Genomic DNA, 16,939 nt, shown 5'->3' with positions numbered 1-16,939 from the left:
TACCCAAGGAGTTCTCATGCCTTTTAAAATGTCAAGAGCAGGTTATATTCTGGCGGCAGCAGGTCTTGTCGTTTTCATAATTTTGGGTTCTGCCGGTTTTCACAAAACAGTTTTTGCAAGGGGAAGTGCAGAAACATATAAAGGGCTTAAGGTTTTCAGTGATGTTATTGAAGAAATCGAAGCCAATTATGTGGATGAAATAAAAACTGAAGACCTTATTAAAAAAGCCATTCAGGGTATGGTTGGCAGCCTTGATCCCCACTCGGCATTTCTTCCCCCCGAAGCTTTTGAGGAATTACAGACCGATACCAAGGGTGAGTTTGGCGGTATTGGCATTGTTATTACCACTAAAGATGGACTTCTTACGGTTGTTTCTCCCATAGATGGGACTCCGGCTTTTAAGGCTGGCATAGAAGCAGAAGATGTTATTATTGAGGTGGATGGTGAGTCTACCAAAGACATGATGCTCTGGGAAGCTGTTAAGCGGATGCGTGGGCCCAAGGGAGAATCTGTAGAGATAAAGATATTTCGTAAAGGAGTTTCCGATCCCCTTGAGTTCACTCTGGTCAGGGATATGATTCCCATAGAAAGTGTCCGTTATGCTGTTCTTAAGCCCGGATACGGTTATGTATGGGTAACTAATTTCCGTGAAAATACAACGGATGATCTGAAAAAAGCCCTTGAAATAATCAAGCAGGAAAATAATTTAAAGGGTCTCGTACTTGATCTAAGGGCTAACCCAGGTGGGCTTCTGGATCAGTCTGTTTCCGTAGCGGATCTCTTCCTTGATGGAGGAGATATTGTTTCCATACAGGGAAGAAAAAGAGCTAACCCCCAGGTTTTCAGGGCAAGAAAAAGGGGGACTGAACCGGCTTATCCCATGGTTGTTCTGATTAATGGCGGCAGTGCCAGTGCCTCAGAAATTGTGGCCGGAGCCCTTCAGGATCATAAAAGGGCGGTTATTCTGGGCACAACTTCCTTTGGTAAAGGTTCCGTACAGACTGTAAGACCTTTAAAAGACGGATATGCTCTTAAATATACCATTGCCCGTTATTATACACCCCTTGGCAGATCCATTCAGGCAGAAGGTATTGTACCCGATATCCGGGTTGCCCATCTGATCCTTGAAGAAGATAAAAAAGAAAAAGATCGTTTTTTCCATGAACGGGATCTGAAAAACCATATTGAAGGGAAGGGATCTTCAGACCTTAAAGGAGTTTCAGAAGAAAAAAAGGAAACAGTTTCTTCGGGCCTGGATTTTAAAAAGCTCATGAGAGATCAACAGGTGCAGAGAGCTCTGGATATTCTGATTGGTTATAGTATTTTTGAAAAAAAATAAGATAGCTTGAATGTCACCCACATTTTTTTTAGTAAATAAATATACTGGTTCTTATGGATCAGGATGGCACGGATAAAAAACCGCCGCATTATCTGCGGCGGTTTTTTGTGTACCCGTAAAGGGCCTATTCAATTATTTAAAGTGATTTTTGTATGACAAAAAAAAAAGAAACAAAAACCAATGAAAAAAAGAAAACCACGCGAAAATCAGGTACCAGAAAAGCTCCTGCAAAGTCTGCATCCGCTTCCAAGGGTAAAAACACCTCCCCTCCTTCTGAAATAAATCAGGGCCCCATTGCGCTTTTAATTCTTCTGCTTCTGGTGGTGGGAACAGGGGTGGCAGCCCATCTTTTTTTTAAGCCATTCCAGAGAGATATATCCCTTGCAGGAAATAAAGAGATCAGTTCTCCTGTTCCGAGGATTCATAAAGAACCAAGGGTAATTAAACCGGAAAAAGCCGTTGCAGTTCTTGAAAAAACAGTAAAAATACCGGAAATACCCACCCAGGATGAAATAAAAATTCCCACCTATGAGGTTTTTCCCAAAAAGGAATTGGAAAGGGAAAGGCTTCGGCCTGTAAAGGAAAAACATCCTGATAAACCGGTACTGGCCATTATTATAGATGATATGGGTTATGATCCAGGAATTGCCGAAGCCTTTATGGCTCTGGATATTCCCCTGACCTTTTCCGTTCTTCCCCACAGTCCCCATGGTGTGAGAATAGCAAACAGGGCCCATGAAAGGGGTTATGAAGTGATGCTGCATCTTCCAATGCAGCCTGTGGAATATCCCCGTATTCATCCGGGACCGGGTGCCCTGCTCCTTTCCATGGACCCTGATGAAGTGATAGCTGCTTTAAGACATAATCTCTCGGCCATTCCCCATATCCGGGGAGTAAATAACCATATGGGTTCTGCCCTTACGGCATCGGAACCCCATATAAATCAGATTTTTACTGTTTTAAAAAAAGAAAATTTCTTTTTTATAGACAGCAGAACAGCAGCAGACAGCCGTGGCCGTTCTGCTGCCAGAATGTTTCAGCTTCCCTTTGCCGAAAGGGATGTTTTTCTGGATCATATACAGCATAAGGATGCCGTAAAACTGGAGCTGGACCGGCTTTTACGCATAGCAGACAAGCATGGTAATGCTCTGGGTATAGGTCATCCCCACAGGGTTACCCTGGAAGGACTTCAGCGTATACTTCCCGAGGCAAAGGACAGGTATCGCTTTGTTTATGCCTCTGAATTTGTCGCCTTTGTGGAGTAAAGGATAAAAAATGAAAAAAATGACGGTTCAGGAAATTCTGTCTTTAAAGGACGAACGGATGGAAATCCGTGTGATGGGATGGGTCCGGACTCGGAGAACCGGGCGGGAGCTTTCTTTTATTGAAGTCAATGATGGCTCCTGTCTTGCCAGTCTTCAGGTTGTGGTGGAGACTTCCCTTCCCTATTATGAAGAAATAAGCCGTATAACAACTGGTAGTTCTGTCTGTGTGACTGGCGATCTTGTATCATCACCAGCTGAAGGACAGGCCTTTGAATTAAAAGCCAGGGAAGTGCAGATTTATCAGAAGGCTCCGGAATCCTACCCTCTGCAGAAAAAACGCCACAGTGATGAGTTTTTGCGCAGTATTGCCCACCTTCGTCCCAGAACCAACAAATACGGGGCCATGTTTCGTATCCGTTCTGAGGTGGCCTTTGCCATTCATCATTATTATAGAGAAAAAGGTTTCTTTCTTCTCCATACCCCCATTCTTACGGGTTCGGACTGCGAGGGTGCAGGAGAACTTTTTTCCGTAACTGCGGGTGAAAAAGGTGATGCTTTTTTCGGGAAACCTGCCAATCTCACCGTATCAGGGCAATTATCCGCGGAGATGTTTGCCCTGGCTCTTGGCAGGGTGTACACCTTTGGCCCTACTTTCCGGGCAGAAAACTCCAATACATCCCGACATGCTGCAGAATTCTGGATGGTGGAGCCTGAGATGGCCTTTGCGGATCTTGATGACGCCATGGATCTTGCGGAAGATTTTCTGAAATTTCTTGTGTCATGGGTGATGGAGCATTGCAGGGAGGATCTTTCCCTTTTTACCCGTTTTGTGGATAAGGATCTTGAAGGGGTTCTGGAGCGCATTATCAGCGAAGATTTTGCCCGTATTACTTATACTGAAGCTGTGGATCTGCTCCTGAAAAAGGGATCTGATTTTGAGTTTCCCGTGGTATGGGGGGAAGATCTGAAATCGGAGCATGAACGTTTTCTTGCGGAAAATATTTTTTCAAAGCCAGTTATTCTTTATAATTATCCAAAGAATATCAAACCTTTTTATATGCGCCTCAATGACGATAAAAAAACCGTGGCAGCTATGGATCTTCTGGTACCCCGCATTGGAGAGTTGATGGGAGGAAGTCAGAGGGAAGAAAGGGAGGATATTCTTGCCATGAGGATGGATGCCCAGAATCTTTCACGGGAAAGTTATCACTGGTATCTGGAGTCAAGACGCTGGGGTTCGGTTCCCCATGCTGGATTTGGTATGGGATTTGAACGCCTTCTTATGCTGGTAACGGGAGTGTCCAATATCCGGGATGTTATTCCTTTTCCAAGAACACCCGGAAATATTGAATTTTAGATTTTATAAAAAAGAAGGCAGCTTATCCGTATCTGAAGGAAAAGCTGCCTTCTTTTTTAAAGACTGTGATTTTCCGGCAGAATTTCTGTCCAGTATCCATCAGGATCTGCAATAAAGTAAATGCCCATTTCCGTATTTTCAAAGACCACACATCCCATTTCCCTGTGTTTTGCAAGGGCGGCTTCGTAGTCTTTTACGGAAAGGGCCAAATGAATTTCATTATCTCCAAGATTATAGGGTTTTTCCCTGTCCCTTAACCATGTGAGTTCCAGTTGGAAGGGTGTAGTTTTGTCCCCGAGATAAACCAGCTTAAAACTCCCGTCTTCCGGCGCATATTCTCTGACAATTTCAAGATCCAGCGCTTTTTTGTAAAAATCCAGACTTTTTTCAAGGTCAAAAACGGTGAGGTTGGCGTGAAGCCAGGTAAATGCACCCATGGATAACTCCTTTTTTTATACTGTTAAACTGCATATTATGAACCACTTTCTATTTATTCCTAATGGAAAAATAAGTCAAAGACCTTGTTTTTTTAGGCCTTTGCATCTAGTCTTCCATGCATAAAGCAGTCATCTTCCGTGATTATAATTTATCCGGAACTCTGCCGTACACGCTGTTTTATTTATTGTAGGTATTCTGTTTTAATAAAAACAGTGGCTTGTGCATGCTGCTCTGAAAGCTTTAGGATTTATAGTAAAGCTCAATATAAGACTGTATTTACCTTTGATAAGAAAAAAAATGGGGTATAATATGATATATTTTAGAAAATATGGCCTGATGATCCTTGCTGTGCTTTTCCTGCTGGCTTCCTGTGCAACAAAGGCTCCGGAACCTTCTTCCCGGACCGGGGTGCAAAAACCTTATAAGGTTTTCGGGAAATGGTATTATCCTATTCCTGACGCTTCAGGTTACCGGGAAAAAGGTATAGCCTCCTGGTATGGTTCTAAATTCCATGGAAAAACCACGGCAAATGGAGAAAAATATAACATGCATGCCATGACGGCAGCCCATAAAACCCTGCCCTTTGGTACCCTTGTTGAAGTTAGATGTACAGAAACAGGAAAAAAAGTTCAGGTCCGCATTAATGACAGGGGGCCCTTTGTCCGGGGAAGAATAATTGATCTTTCCTACGCCGCTGCCAAGGCTATCGGTCTGGATAAAAAGGGGGTGGGGCCTGTGGATGTAAGGGCACTGGCTTCGGAAAACAGAAGGCCCGTAGATTTAAAAAAGGGTAATTTTGCCGTTCAGCTGGGTGCATTCACTGAAAAAAATAATGCAGATCGTCTTGCATTAAATTTGAAAAAAGAAGGATACCGTACCCGTATCCTTAGCCACAGACAGGACGGTACTTTTTTTTACCGTGTCCGTGTAACAGGATATACGGATCTTTCTGAGGCAAAAAATGCGGAGAATCATTTCCGCAACAAGGGATATGAGGGTGCCATGACGGTTGCTGAATGAAGGACTTTATGGTGAATAAAGCCATGAAAAAGTGCTTGTTTTTCTGGACAGGTATGGTTTCATTAATCAGGATTACACGGACTATATCCGGATATGCCCTGCAGTGTTAAAAATATTAAAACGGTTGGATTTTAATGATTGTTCTTCAGGGAAGACTGGACAGTATACGATTCTCAAATCCTGAGAACGGATACACTGTGGCCCGTTATACACCGGATGGTTATCAGGCTGAAATAACCATTGTGGGTGTTCTTTCGGGTGTGCGTGCCGGTGAAACCCTGCGCATTGAAGGTGAGTGGGAAAAGCATGTAAAATTTGGTGAACAATTCCGGATTCTTCAGTTTGAAGTGATTCTTCCGGATACGGCCCGGGGAATCCGCCGTTATCTGGCATCCGGGATTATTCCCGGTGTTGGAGCCGGCATGGCGGAAAAGCTGGTAGCCTATTTTGGTACCCACACCCTTGAAATACTGGACAGCAGCCCTGAGCGTCTTCAGGAAGTTCCGGGTATAGGAAAGTCCAAAGTTAAAGTCATTGCAAAAGCCTGGAAATCTTATCATTCCATAAGAACTCTCATGGCCCTTATGGCCAGAATCGGTGCCTCTCCCTCTTCCGGTGCCAAGATTCTGCACACCTACGGAAGCGAAGCCCTGCAGCTGGTACAGGAAGATCCCTACCGTATCTGCAGGGAAATCCCCGAGGTTCCCTTTGAGGTGGCCGACCGTCTGGGGCTGGCTGCCGGAATGGAAAAGGATGCCTATTCCAGAATCAGTGCCGGTCTTTTACATGTTCTGGAAAGGGCCGGATACTCAGGCCATGTTTTTTTGCCGGAAAAGGAGCTTTTAAACAAGGCTTTTCGTCTTCTGGGAGGAAACCGTGAAAAGCTGGCGGAAGCCCTTTTTGATATGGAAAAGGAAAAGGTTATTGTAGTAGAGGAGGGAAAAGAGCAGCGCCACGTTTATCTTTCAGAAATGCATGGTGCTGAATCGGGTATAGGCCTGAGGCTTTCCGCCATGCTCAGTATTCCTTCTCCTGAAAATATGCGGCCGGATCTGTCATCCCTTGAGCTTTCGGTTCTGAAAGGTCTGGCCATACGCCTTTCCGAAGAGCAGCTGGATACCCTTTCCCGCCTTCTGGATCATAGGGTGGCCATCCTCACGGGGGGGCCGGGTACGGGTAAAACCACTCTGATACGTAGTGTCTGTGCCGTTATGGGAGAAAGGGGAGCAAAAATTCTTCTGGCCGCACCTACGGGAAGGGCTGCCAGAAGACTTGCCGAAGTTACAGGGCGCAAGGCCCTGACCCTGCACCGTCTGCTGAAATACAATCAGATGGAAAGCCGCTTTGAAATGAACAGGGATAATCCTCTGGATCTGGATATGCTCATCGTGGATGAGGCTTCCATGGTGGATATTCTTCTGATGTTTCATCTGCTTTGTGCCGTACCCGTTAATGCAAAAATTATTTTTGTGGGAGATGTTTCCCAGCTGCCTTCCGTAGGTCCCGGCAATGTGCTGGCAGATCTGATCAGTTCCGGAAGAATTCCGGCTTTTATCCTGACCACCATCTTCCGTCAGGCTGCTGAAAGTCCCATAGTTCTGAATGCCCACCTTGTGAATCAGGGCAGGATGCCGGATTTTACTCCGGTGGGGGATGGTTGCCTGTCGGAGTTTTATTTTATCCGTCAGGGCAGCCCGGAAAAGGTGGTGGAAACCATTGTTGCCCTCTGTTCTCAGCGGATTCCTGAACGTTTCGGTTTTGATCCATTAAAAGAGGTACAGGTACTGACTCCCATGCATAAGGGCGAGGTGGGGACCCTCTTTCTCAATCAGGTGCTGCAGAATGCCCTAAACCCTCTTAAGCCCGGTAAAAAAAAGAAAATGGGCTCTTTCCGGGTGGGGGATAAGGTCATTCATTTGAAAAATAATTATAAAAAAGAAGTTTTTAATGGTGATATAGGTCAGGTCTGCGATATTGAGGAAGGGGAAGGTCTTCTTCTGGTGGATTACAGCGAAGGCGAGGGAGAAAGACAGGTAGGCTATACCCTTGAAGAACTGGATGAGCTGGCTCTGGCCTATGCCATCAGTGTTCATAAATCTCAAGGGTCGGAATATCCTGCTGTTATTATTCCTCTGATGCCGGAGCATGCGCCTCTTCTTCAGCGCAATCTTATATATACGGCCATGACCCGTGGGAAAAGACTGGTTATTTTTGTGGGTATGTCCCAGGCTCTGGATATGGCCATACGCAATGACCGGCCCACCCGCAGGTATTCAGATCTTTCCCGTCGTCTTGATACCCTCTGAGATGGGATGAAGTGTTTCTGTAATTTCCAGCAGGCTTTTAATTATCTCAGCAGTTATGCCCCAGATAAGGCCTTTGGGAGTAAACCAGAAAAGAACGGGATGACGCACACCGCCCCAGGGACGGGCATAGTGTTCCGGAAGCCCCAGTTTTTCCACGGGCAGAAGAACTTCCTTTTCCCCGTTTTTTTTTGTCACTACAGGGTGGGCCATGATCTGTATGGTATGTATTTCAGGAGGATGGTCAGAAAACCATGAAAGAGGCAGGGTGAAAATCCGGGAGACTTCTTCGGGGTTGGGTTTCATCTCCTCAAGGTTTTTCACTTGCACACGGGCCACAACAGGAGCTACGGTAAGACCCATGACGGTCATGAGGATGTCCATTCTTCCAATAACTTCTATGTTTTCAGGAGATATCCCAAGCTCTTCTTCGCTTTCCCTTATGGCCGTCTCACAGGGATTGGCATCTTCCGGATCCATCATACCACCGGGAAAGCAGATTTCTCCGGCCTGACGGATACCATCGGCCCTTTCCTCAAAGAGCAGGTGTACACCGTCTTCCATTTCGATAAGTGGCAGCAGAACGGCCGTGTTTTTATATTTTCGTCCATAATGGAACCCCGGCCTGAGGGGAAGTTTCGCTGCAAGCTGTTCAAAGGGAAACATAGATTATCCTTATTTTTCATAAAAGCCATGGTAAGAAACCATGGTCAGCATAATGATATGAAAACTTTTTTCAAGGGGATTATGATTCATTAAAGAATCTGCTGTCGGACTGAGGGATTTTTTTTTATGAATAATGGCTTCTGCAATTGGGGATGATACATGAAATATTATTTTAAATTTTTAATCTTATTTTCTTTTTTATGTTTTGTCGCAGCCAGCGTTCAGGCGCAGACTGCCTATGTGACTGATGAACTCCAGTTTATGGTACGTACCGGTAAAAGTACGGATAATAAGATTGTTTCCATTGCCCGTTCCGGGGACAGGGTACAGGCAGTGGAAACGGACGGAGACTGGACTTACGTGAAACTGGCTGATGGCAAAGAGGGCTGGATGCTGGGGCGTTTTCTGGTTCCGGATCCTCCGGGCAAGGTGCGCATGATTACCTTTGAGCGGGAGCATGAAAGGCTGAAACAGCGCTTCAGCAGTCTGGAAAATGAAGCAGCAGAGCTTCGTGAAGAAAATAAGAATCTAAAAACCATTCTTACGGAAAAAAAGACTAATCTTGAAATGATGGAATCCGCCCATAAACAGCTTAAGGAAGATGCGGCGGAGTTTCTGGCTTTAAAGGAAGAATCCATCAGGATGCGGGAAGAGCTGGAAGCACAGGATCTGCTGGTTAAAGAAATGGATGCCAGACTGCTGGAGCGTAACATCAAGATGTTTGCCCTTGGTGCAGGGGTTCTTCTGGTGGGTATGCTGCTGGGTGGCTCCATGCGTAAAAAAAAGAAAAGCTCATTTTATTGATTTAAGGAAAATAAAGATGCGCATCCACAGCGATTTTCTGGTTTTAGGCTCAGGCGTTGCCGGTCTGATGTTTGCTCTGAAGGTGGCGGATCATGGCAGGGTTGCTGTGGTAACCAAGGCTGAGATATCGGAAAGCAATACGGTACGGGCGCAAGGGGGGGTGGCTTCGGTTTTTTCCGATACGGATTCCTTTGAACTGCACGTAAAGGACACCCTGGATTCCGGTGCAGGTCTCTGTGATCCCGAGGTAACGGATATGGTGGTCAGAAATGGCCCGGAACGTATCCGTGAACTGATGGAAATGGGGGTGAAATTCAGCCATGCCGATGAAGAGCATCTGGATCTGGGCAGGGAGGGAGGACATTCGGAAAAACGCATTGTCCATGCCCTGGATATGACGGGCTGGGAAATTGAATCCGTTCTTGTCTCAAGGGTAAAATCCCATCCCAATATCAGCGTATATGAACACCATATTGCCATTGATCTTCTGACCCACGCCGCCCGCATACGGCGGGGTCTGATTGTTGCCAGCCATGAAGAACGCTGCTGCGGAGCCTATGTGCTGGATATAGAATCCGACCGGGTGTGTACCTTTACGGCACCGGTCACGGTTATGGCCACCGGCGGAGCAGGCAAGGTCTATCCCTACACCAGCAACCCGGATGTGGCCACAGGCGATGGTATTGCCATGGCCCACAGGGCCGGGGCTTCGGTTGCCAATCTTGAATTTGTTCAGTTTCACCCCACCTGTCTTTATCATCCTGAGGCCAAAAATTTTCTGATTTCAGAGGCTGTTCGGGGAGAAGGCGGTATTCTTCGCAATGCCATGGGTGAGGCCTTTATGGAGCGATATTCTCCCCTGAAGGATCTGGCATGCAGAGATGTGGTTGCCCGGGCCATTGATACGGAACTCAAACGAACGGGAGATGATTCAGCTTTTCTGGATATATCCCATAAACCATCTGATTTTATAAAAAAACGATTTCCGAATCTTTATGCAAGATGCATGAAATTCGGAATAGACATGACATCTGACCCCATTCCAGTGGTTCCTGCCGCCCATTATATGTGCGGTGGCATTGCAACGGATCTTTCGGGCAGAACGGATATTTCCAGTCTCTATGCCATCGGAGAAACGGCCTGTACGGGCCTGCACGGAGCAAACCGGCTGGCAAGCAATTCCCTTCTTGAAGCTCTGGTTTACGCCCACAGGGCGGCTGAGGATGCCCTTGAATGTTTTCAAAGCACCCCGCTTCCTTCAAATCTTCCCGAATGGGATGAAATGGGTACCACAGACAGTGATGAGGCCGTCATGGTGGCCCATAACTGGGATGAAATCCGCATGTTCATGTGGAACTATGTGGGCATTGTGCGTTCGGATAAACGCCTTGCAAGGGCAAGGCGGAGAATAGATAATATCCAGCGGGAAATACAGGAATATTACTGGAATTTCCGGGTGACATCGGATCTGATTGAGCTGCGCAACATTGCTCTGGTGGCGGAACTTATTATCCGCAGTGCCCAGCGCCGCAAGGAAAGCCGGGGACTGCATTATTCCATTGATTACCCTGAGCGTGACGATGTGAACTGGCTCATGGATACGGTACTGAAGCGCAGCAGCAGGGCATAAAGGGTTTATGCTGCGGGCGGTTTTTGCCCTGTATACAGGGTGGCAACGCCAAAGGTCAGGGGGCTGAAGGCAACCTTCTGAAAACCTTGACCTTCAATGATTTCTGAAAATTCTGCAGGCCGTGGAAAGGCCATGACAGAATCGGGAAGATAGGTATAGGCAAAGTTGCTAGAAAAAAGTCCGCCGATAAAGGGAAGAATGCTCTGAAAATAAAGAAGATAAAGTTTTCTGAGTATTCCTTCCGGAGGTGTGGCCAGCTCCAGCACGGCAAGTCTTCCACCGGGTTTCAGGCAGCGGTGGAATTCTTCAAGGGCCCTTTCCCTGTCTTGAATATTTCGGATGCCAAAGGCAATGGTGATGGCCTCAAAGCTGTTATCCCCAAAGGGCAGGTGCAGGGCATTGGCTGGCTTCAGTTCAATGGAATCTTCCATTCCGCAGGATCTGATTTTTTCCCGTCCGATTTCAAGCATTTTTTCGGAAAAATCCACGCCAAGCACAAAGGCATCCGGATGTTGGCGGATAGCTTCCATGGCCACATCGGCAGTACCGCAGGCCACATCCAGTACCCTGGCCTTTTTGGGCAGCCTGAGGGAGCGGACGGCCCTGCGCCGCCAGAGTGTGTCCTGACGCAGGCTTAAGAGGCGGTTAAGGAAATCATATCTCGGTGCAATGGCATCGAACATGCTCTGGACAAAGGGAATTTCTTTATTTTTCATTGACAAGGCCGTCACAGGTATTAGTTTTGCGTCGTTGTTTAAGTAAACTCAAAATCCGTAAAAGCTTCGACTATCACATTCTTTATGGATATGCAAAATAAACGGAGCCGGAATTAATTTCCGGTGCAAAAACGGGTAGGTTATGGCAGAAAAACGGGATTACTATGAGGTTCTCGGCGTCAGCCGGGATGCGGATGCGGACAGTATAAAAAAGAGTTACCGCAAACTGGCAATGAAATATCATCCGGATAAAAATCCGGGGGATAAAAAGGCTGAAGATCGTTTCAAGGAAGCTTCTGAAGCCTATGCGGTGCTTTCCGATGCGGAAAAACGTAGTGTCTATGACCAGTTTGGTCACAGAGGCCTTGAAAATTCCGGTTTTTCCGGAGCCGGTGGTTTTGAGGATATTTTTTCCAATTTTGGGGATATCTTTGAGGATTTTTTCGGTTTTGGCGGACGCAGGGGCGGTGGTCAGCGCAGCCGCAGGGGTTCGGATCTCCGCTATGATCTGGAGATAGAATTCAGTGAGGCGGCCTTTGGCTCCGAAAGGGAGCTTGAGTTCGAAAAGCTGGAAAGCTGCGGAACCTGCGGTGGAGACGGCTGTGAGCCGGGCTCCGGTCCGGAAGTTTGCCCCCATTGCCGGGGAACTGGTCAGTATGCCCAGACCCAGGGTTTTTTCACAGTGCGCAGCACCTGTCCCTATTGTAAGGGTGCCGGAAAAATCATCCGCAATCCCTGTTCCAAATGCCATGGCCGGGGTCGGATGCCTGCAAAGAAAAAGGTTTCCGTGCGTATTCCCGCAGGGGTGGACAATGGCTCCCGCCTCAGGCTGACGGGAGAAGGAGAACCCGGACCTAATGGCGGGCCCCAGGGGGATCTTTATGTCTTCATCCATGTGAAGCCCCACAAGCTTTTCCAGAGGGAAGGCAGTGATGTTCTTTGTTTTGTGGATATTTCCATGGTTCAGGCAGCACTGGGGGATACCCTTCGTGTGGAAACCCTTGAAGGGGAAAAGGAGCTGGAAATACCTAAGGGAACTCAGTACGGAGATACCTTCCGGCTCAAGGGAGAAGGGATTCCTTCCCTCCGTACCGGACAAAGGGGAGACCAGATTATTCAGGTGCATGTGAAAACCCCCACCCATGTGAATAAAAAACAGGAAAAGCTCCTTAGGGAATTTGCCAAGCTGGATGAGGAAAAATTCACCAACAAGCTGAAAAACCTTTTCAAGGGCCTTTAATATGTATGAACTTCGGGTAACAGGGGATTTTGCTGCTGCGCATCAGCTCCACAATGTGACGGAGAAATGTGAAAATCTCCATGGTCATAATTTTGATGTGGAAGCCGCTGTGGAAGGAGAAGAGCTGAACGAGGCCCATGTTCTCATGGATTTCGGACTGCTTAAAAAACATTTGAGGGAAATCCTTGCATCCCTTGACCACTGCTTTTTAAATGAACACCCTGCCTTTGCCGGGAAAAATGCTTCTTCAGAAAATATTGCCCGTTTTATAGCAGAAAATCTCAGTGAACGTCTTCTGCCCCTTGGCGGAGGCGTCCGGGTCCGCAGGGTAAGGGTCTGGGAATCCGCCAGAGCCAGTGCGGCCTATTATCCATAAGGCTTTGTGAAGATTTAAGGAGGCATGGCTTCCTGAAAATATAAAAAGGTGCAGAATCATCGGCGGATGGTTTTTGCACCTTTTTTTATCTCTCATTTTGGGTATTTCTGTTTGAAAAGTTTTTCTACAGAGGTATGCTGTTTAGCCTATGGGATTTTTTGAAATCCCACAGCGAAAGATTAAAGGACGGTCGTTTTTGCGGCTGATCTGCTGCCCCACAGGGTATAAAAAATGTAATGATTCATAACTATTTTCCTTTGGTAAATCGAATGCCTATAATCAGGTGCATAGACAACCGGACCATTTGTTCGTGACGCAATCCGAAACGATTGCAATGTCACTCACAAACAGCCCGATTGTCTTTTGCTGGAACCAATGCTTTGAAATTAATACACAATCTTGCATAAGAAAATGTGTTGAATAGTTGCTGAAAAAATCAGAATTTAAGGAAATATATAGAATGAAAATCAAACAATTGAAGATAGAAGGTTTCCGTTCCCTTCGGAGTGTCAGTTGGTTGCCAGGAGATCTCAATGTCATTATTGGCCCTAATGGAACAGGTAAATCAAATTTGCTACGATTTATCGAGCTGGTTTCCATGTCAGCACAAGGCAGGCTTGGCAAATACATTAAGGCTTTTGCAGTGGATTGGAAAAACCTGTGCCGCTGAATTGCTCTCCCGACTCAGGTAAAAATTTGAGGGCCAAGAGGCAAGGCTGAATGTCCTGATAGCGGAGAATTTAAAGAGGGTGAAGGTATGACACAAACAGATCCGCCAGTAGTTCCGGTTGACAGGCTTTATAAGGATATCCGGTATCTCATTGAATCCGCCAGATCCCATGTCGTTACCCAGGTGAATCAGGCGCTGGTGTTCACCTACTGGCAGATAGGCAAGACGATTACAACAGAGGTAATGAATGATGGCCGGGCACAATATGGCGCAGCCACAATGGATGTGTTGGCTGAAAAGCTGGTGGTGGAATATGGACAAGGCTATGGTCGGCGTAACCTCTTTCGGATGACAAAATTCTACCAGCATTTTCCCAATATCGAAATTGTGACGACAGTGTCGGCACAATTGAGCTGGTCACATTTTGTCGAAATCATCAGGTTTGAAGATGCCATCAAACGGGCCTTTTACATCCGGATGGCCACCGATGGCCGCTGGTCTGTGCGTACCCTGAGAGAGCGCATGGACGGCATGCTGTTTGAACGCACGGCCATTTCTAAACAGCCCGAAGCCCTTATTCAGCAGGAGCTGGCGCAGCTGCAACAGAAACCAGAAAATGCCAGCCCGGCACTCTTTCTCAAAGATCCCTACCTGCTCGATTTCCTCGACCTGAAAGACAACTTCACCGAAAAGGATCTTGAAAACGCCATCCTGATGGAGCTGGAGCGCTTTCTTCTCGAACTGGGCAGCGACTTTGCCTTAATGGGCCGCCAGAAACGCATTCAGATCGGCGGCAACGACTATTACCTCGACCTCCTCTTCTATCACCGCAAACTCAAGCGGCTGGTGCTCATTGAGCTGAAACTCGGCGACTTCAGGCCTGAGTATAAAGGTCAGGTGGAACTGTACCTCAAATGGCTGGCCAAATACGAACAGCAACAGGGCGAACACTCCCCCATCGCCATCATCCTGTGCAGCGGAAAAGATACCGAAGTTGTCGAACTGATGGATCTGGAGCCGGACAACATTCATATCGGTGAATACTGGCTGAAACTGCCACCGAAAAAGGTACTTCAGGCCAAACTCCACAAAGCCATGACCGAAGCCAGGGCAAGACTGGATCTGCTGCATGAAAGAGGGCCTGAGGCATCACAGGAAAAGGAATAGGGCAAAAGCACTTGCCATGAAAGACGGGGTGTCCTATGAAAGCAGAATCGTTTTTTTGGGTGTGCAGGAGCCATAATTTCTGGAAGAGGTTTTCTCACGGGAGCTGAAAACGAAGACATGGGGTTTTTGGCTTATCCTGATCCATGGCGGATTATCTGGCTGGAAAAGCTGTTTTTAGGTGCTTCTGTATTATCGGATTTTAAAAAACGGTGGAGGTTGTACGGATCAGGACAGTAACTTTTTAGGCGAGGAGAAGCGCGATGAAGCTTCCAGAAGAGATTGATAGCTTGAGAGAGCGGGTTCATGCGGTTCTCAATCCTATTGCCTCGGCGGTAGACAAAGGCACCAAAGCTGAAAAACACTTTTTATTTACCGTAAATCGAACGGATGCAGGAAAAAATTTACCACCTTACTACTTAATGTATTTCCTTTTCGTGGATCTACTTGGCTACAAAAATCTGGGACAATTTGAAAAAATTTCTTGGTCCGTTCCGATAGATTACAAAGGAACGGCCTATCTTCTGGAACATAGAAAATTTGGCGTGGGCCTATTCGCTTCAGATAAAGAAAATCAAGAATCTGATTGCCAAGAGATAGTCAGAAAAATTCAAAAAGCAGTTAAAGTTGCTCAACCTTACTTTGAGTGGGTTGCAAACGAGGCATCAAAGAAATCAGCTCTGAATGTTCTAAATCACAGCTTGAGGCTTCATGAGAGATATGATTTTCTTGCGAGGGAGGCAAAAAGAAAGTCAGAAGAGGCAATTTCTAGAAAAGATGAAAGAATCAGGGTGCAGCATTCTGAAAGCTCTTGGAGAGAGCGCATTCCGTATTACGAACTAACAAGGGAAGCGGAATGGCTAGCACTTTCAGCAATTGATGCATTTTATAGCTTTACTGAACATGTTTTTATTCATGCGGGTATTTTGAAGGGAAGTTTAATAACTGGTGAAGATGTAGCGAACTTCGCTGATAAGGATTGGGCGTCAAAGTTTAAAGAATGTCTCGATATTCATGATAATTCAATAAAGCCACACTATGACCGATTGGTTGAAATAAAGAGGCAAATAAGAAATTACATGGCTCACGGGGCGTTTGGAAAAAATGGTGAGGCTTTTCAGATACACTCTGGAGCAGGTGCCGTGCCGTTGCTTATGCCTCATCAGAAAGGAAGTTCTAGGTTCTCTATGCAGAACGGAACAGAGTTTCAAGAAGATGAGGCAATAAGCGCCATCGAAGAATTCATGCAGTTTTATTGGGAGTCAAATAACTTTCCAGAGGTGATATACATAAAAAGCTCACTCTCAAGCATTCTTACTTATGCATCTGACTCTACCTATAACAATGCTATGGTTTCAACTAAGGATATGGAAAGTTTCGTTGATTATTTGATTGAGGTTCACGATCGTGCTGCAAACATGGATTGGTAATAAATAGCCTAACAGTAGCATTAACTAGGACGAGCAAAAGCGCCGGTTATGGCGAGCGTTATATGGTGACGAAATGAACCTTATGTTCCATGCCAAAGAAGTTATTTATTCTGAAGCACTTGGAGGCGACATTGTACAAGTGTCTTTTCAAGAAGAGCCAGACCCTGATATTGATTACAGCAAGCGAGGAACACTCTTACCGCCAGCAATAAAATATGTTGCTATTTCGGCAAATTACGAATTTTCTAGTGAGAAGCTTGTCGAATGGTGTGATGGAAATGATTTCGATGGTGGAGAATCAATCAGACACATCGAGATTACCAGAAATCAGCTGAAGCTGGTTCTCAAAAATGGTTTTCGTTTCGATGTGTCCTTCAATACCGACGAAAGGACCTTTAAAAAAATGGCGTTGTTTTTGTTAGGCGATAATACATGAGTCATTCGTATGGCAGGCACCTGAAAGATCGTGATTTTCAGCCGCTGGACACGCAACAACCTGCTCGCCCCTAAGGCGGGTATTA

At 46.2% G+C, this 16,939-nt stretch carries 16 protein-coding genes; 13 read left to right on the top strand and 3 right to left on the bottom strand.

Annotated features, from left to right (window positions below; translation table 11 throughout):
* Window positions 1-16: 16 nt before the first annotated feature.
* From FIM25_RS11225 to asnS, 3 genes are all read left to right on the top strand, one after another.
* Window positions 17-1,339: a S41 family peptidase gene (locus tag FIM25_RS11225; RefSeq protein WP_139449327.1), complete on the top strand. Its 1,323-nt coding sequence runs from the start codon at window positions 17-19 to the stop codon at window positions 1,337-1,339.
* Window positions 1,340-1,491: 152 nt separating this feature from the next.
* The gene (locus tag FIM25_RS11220; RefSeq protein ID WP_139449325.1) at window positions 1,492-2,604 is read left to right on the top strand and encodes a divergent polysaccharide deacetylase family protein; all 1,113 of its coding nucleotides are present in this window, start codon (window positions 1,492-1,494) and stop codon (window positions 2,602-2,604) included.
* Window positions 2,605-2,614: 10 nt separating this feature from the next.
* On the top strand, window positions 2,615-3,961 hold the full coding sequence (asnS, locus tag FIM25_RS11215) for an asparagine--tRNA ligase (RefSeq protein ID WP_139449323.1): 1,347 nt from the start codon (window positions 2,615-2,617) through the stop codon (window positions 3,959-3,961).
* A 56-nt stretch (window positions 3,962-4,017) separates the two neighbouring features.
* Here asnS and FIM25_RS11210 read toward each other — a convergent pair whose 3' ends face one another.
* Window positions 4,018-4,398: a VOC family protein gene (locus FIM25_RS11210; protein WP_139449320.1), complete on the bottom strand. Its 381-nt coding sequence runs from the start codon at window positions 4,396-4,398 to the stop codon at window positions 4,018-4,020.
* A gap of 310 nt (window positions 4,399-4,708) precedes the next feature.
* Between FIM25_RS11210 and FIM25_RS17705 the strand changes: the two genes are divergently transcribed.
* Together FIM25_RS17705 and recD2 are read left to right on the top strand one after the other, a co-directional pair.
* Window positions 4,709-5,419: a septal ring lytic transglycosylase RlpA family protein gene (locus FIM25_RS17705; protein ID WP_179953318.1), complete on the top strand. Its 711-nt coding sequence runs from the start codon at window positions 4,709-4,711 to the stop codon at window positions 5,417-5,419.
* A gap of 134 nt (window positions 5,420-5,553) precedes the next feature.
* Window positions 5,554-7,725, top strand: a complete 2,172-nt coding sequence (recD2, locus tag FIM25_RS11200; RefSeq protein WP_139449316.1) for an SF1B family DNA helicase RecD2 — start codon at window positions 5,554-5,556, stop codon at window positions 7,723-7,725.
* On the opposite strand, the gene FIM25_RS11195 is transcribed toward recD2, so the two are convergent.
* Window positions 7,693-8,388, bottom strand: coding sequence for an NUDIX hydrolase (locus FIM25_RS11195; RefSeq protein ID WP_139449314.1), 696 nt, complete (start codon window positions 8,386-8,388; stop codon window positions 7,693-7,695). The genes recD2 and FIM25_RS11195 overlap by 33 nt on opposite strands.
* 240 nt (window positions 8,389-8,628) lie before the next feature.
* Here FIM25_RS11195 and FIM25_RS11190 point away from each other — a divergent pair, with 240 nt between their 5' ends.
* Together FIM25_RS11190 and nadB are read left to right on the top strand one after the other, a co-directional pair.
* A complete protein-coding gene (locus FIM25_RS11190) occupies window positions 8,629-9,192 on the top strand; it encodes a TIGR04211 family SH3 domain-containing protein (RefSeq protein ID WP_179953317.1) in 564 nt (187 codons plus the stop codon).
* 16 nt (window positions 9,193-9,208) lie between these two features.
* Window positions 9,209-10,822, top strand: a complete 1,614-nt coding sequence (gene nadB, locus FIM25_RS11185; RefSeq protein ID WP_139449309.1) for an L-aspartate oxidase — start codon at window positions 9,209-9,211, stop codon at window positions 10,820-10,822.
* A 5-nt stretch (window positions 10,823-10,827) separates the two neighbouring features.
* Here nadB and ubiE read toward each other — a convergent pair whose 3' ends face one another.
* Complete coding sequence (gene ubiE / locus FIM25_RS11180; RefSeq protein ID WP_139449307.1) at window positions 10,828-11,538, bottom strand: bifunctional demethylmenaquinone methyltransferase/2-methoxy-6-polyprenyl-1,4-benzoquinol methylase UbiE; 711 nt, start codon at window positions 11,536-11,538, stop codon at window positions 10,828-10,830.
* Between the two features lie 142 nt (window positions 11,539-11,680).
* Here ubiE and dnaJ point away from each other — a divergent pair, with 142 nt between their 5' ends.
* The 6 genes from dnaJ (at window position 11,681) to FIM25_RS11150 (ending at window position 16,854) form a co-directional block, all read left to right on the top strand.
* Complete coding sequence (dnaJ, locus tag FIM25_RS11175; protein WP_139449305.1) at window positions 11,681-12,778, top strand: molecular chaperone DnaJ; 1,098 nt, start codon at window positions 11,681-11,683, stop codon at window positions 12,776-12,778.
* Between the two features lies 1 nt (window position 12,779).
* Window positions 12,780-13,154: a 6-carboxytetrahydropterin synthase QueD gene (queD, locus tag FIM25_RS11170; protein ID WP_139449303.1), complete on the top strand. Its 375-nt coding sequence runs from the start codon at window positions 12,780-12,782 to the stop codon at window positions 13,152-13,154.
* Between the two features lie 460 nt (window positions 13,155-13,614).
* Window positions 13,615-13,824, top strand: coding sequence for an AAA family ATPase (locus FIM25_RS11165; protein WP_139449301.1), 210 nt, complete (start codon window positions 13,615-13,617; stop codon window positions 13,822-13,824).
* 87 nt (window positions 13,825-13,911) lie between these two features.
* Window positions 13,912-14,991 carry a PDDEXK nuclease domain-containing protein gene (locus FIM25_RS11160; RefSeq protein WP_139449299.1) on the top strand — a complete coding sequence of 360 codons (1,080 nt, stop codon included), beginning with the start codon at window positions 13,912-13,914 and terminating at the stop codon, window positions 14,989-14,991.
* A 260-nt stretch (window positions 14,992-15,251) separates the two neighbouring features.
* A complete protein-coding gene (locus FIM25_RS11155; protein ID WP_139449297.1) occupies window positions 15,252-16,418 on the top strand; it encodes a hypothetical protein in 1,167 nt (388 codons plus the stop codon).
* Between the two features lie 73 nt (window positions 16,419-16,491).
* The gene (locus FIM25_RS11150; protein WP_179953316.1) at window positions 16,492-16,854 is read left to right on the top strand and encodes a hypothetical protein; all 363 of its coding nucleotides are present in this window, start codon (window positions 16,492-16,494) and stop codon (window positions 16,852-16,854) included.
* Window positions 16,855-16,939 lie beyond the last annotated feature (85 nt).

Origin of the sequence: Desulfobotulus mexicanus, from assembly GCF_006175995.1 — a bacterium.
Taxonomy (GTDB): Bacteria; Desulfobacterota; Desulfobacteria; order Desulfobacterales; family ASO4-4; genus Desulfobotulus; species Desulfobotulus mexicanus.
This window is presented reverse-complemented; position numbering and strand designations above follow the sequence as displayed.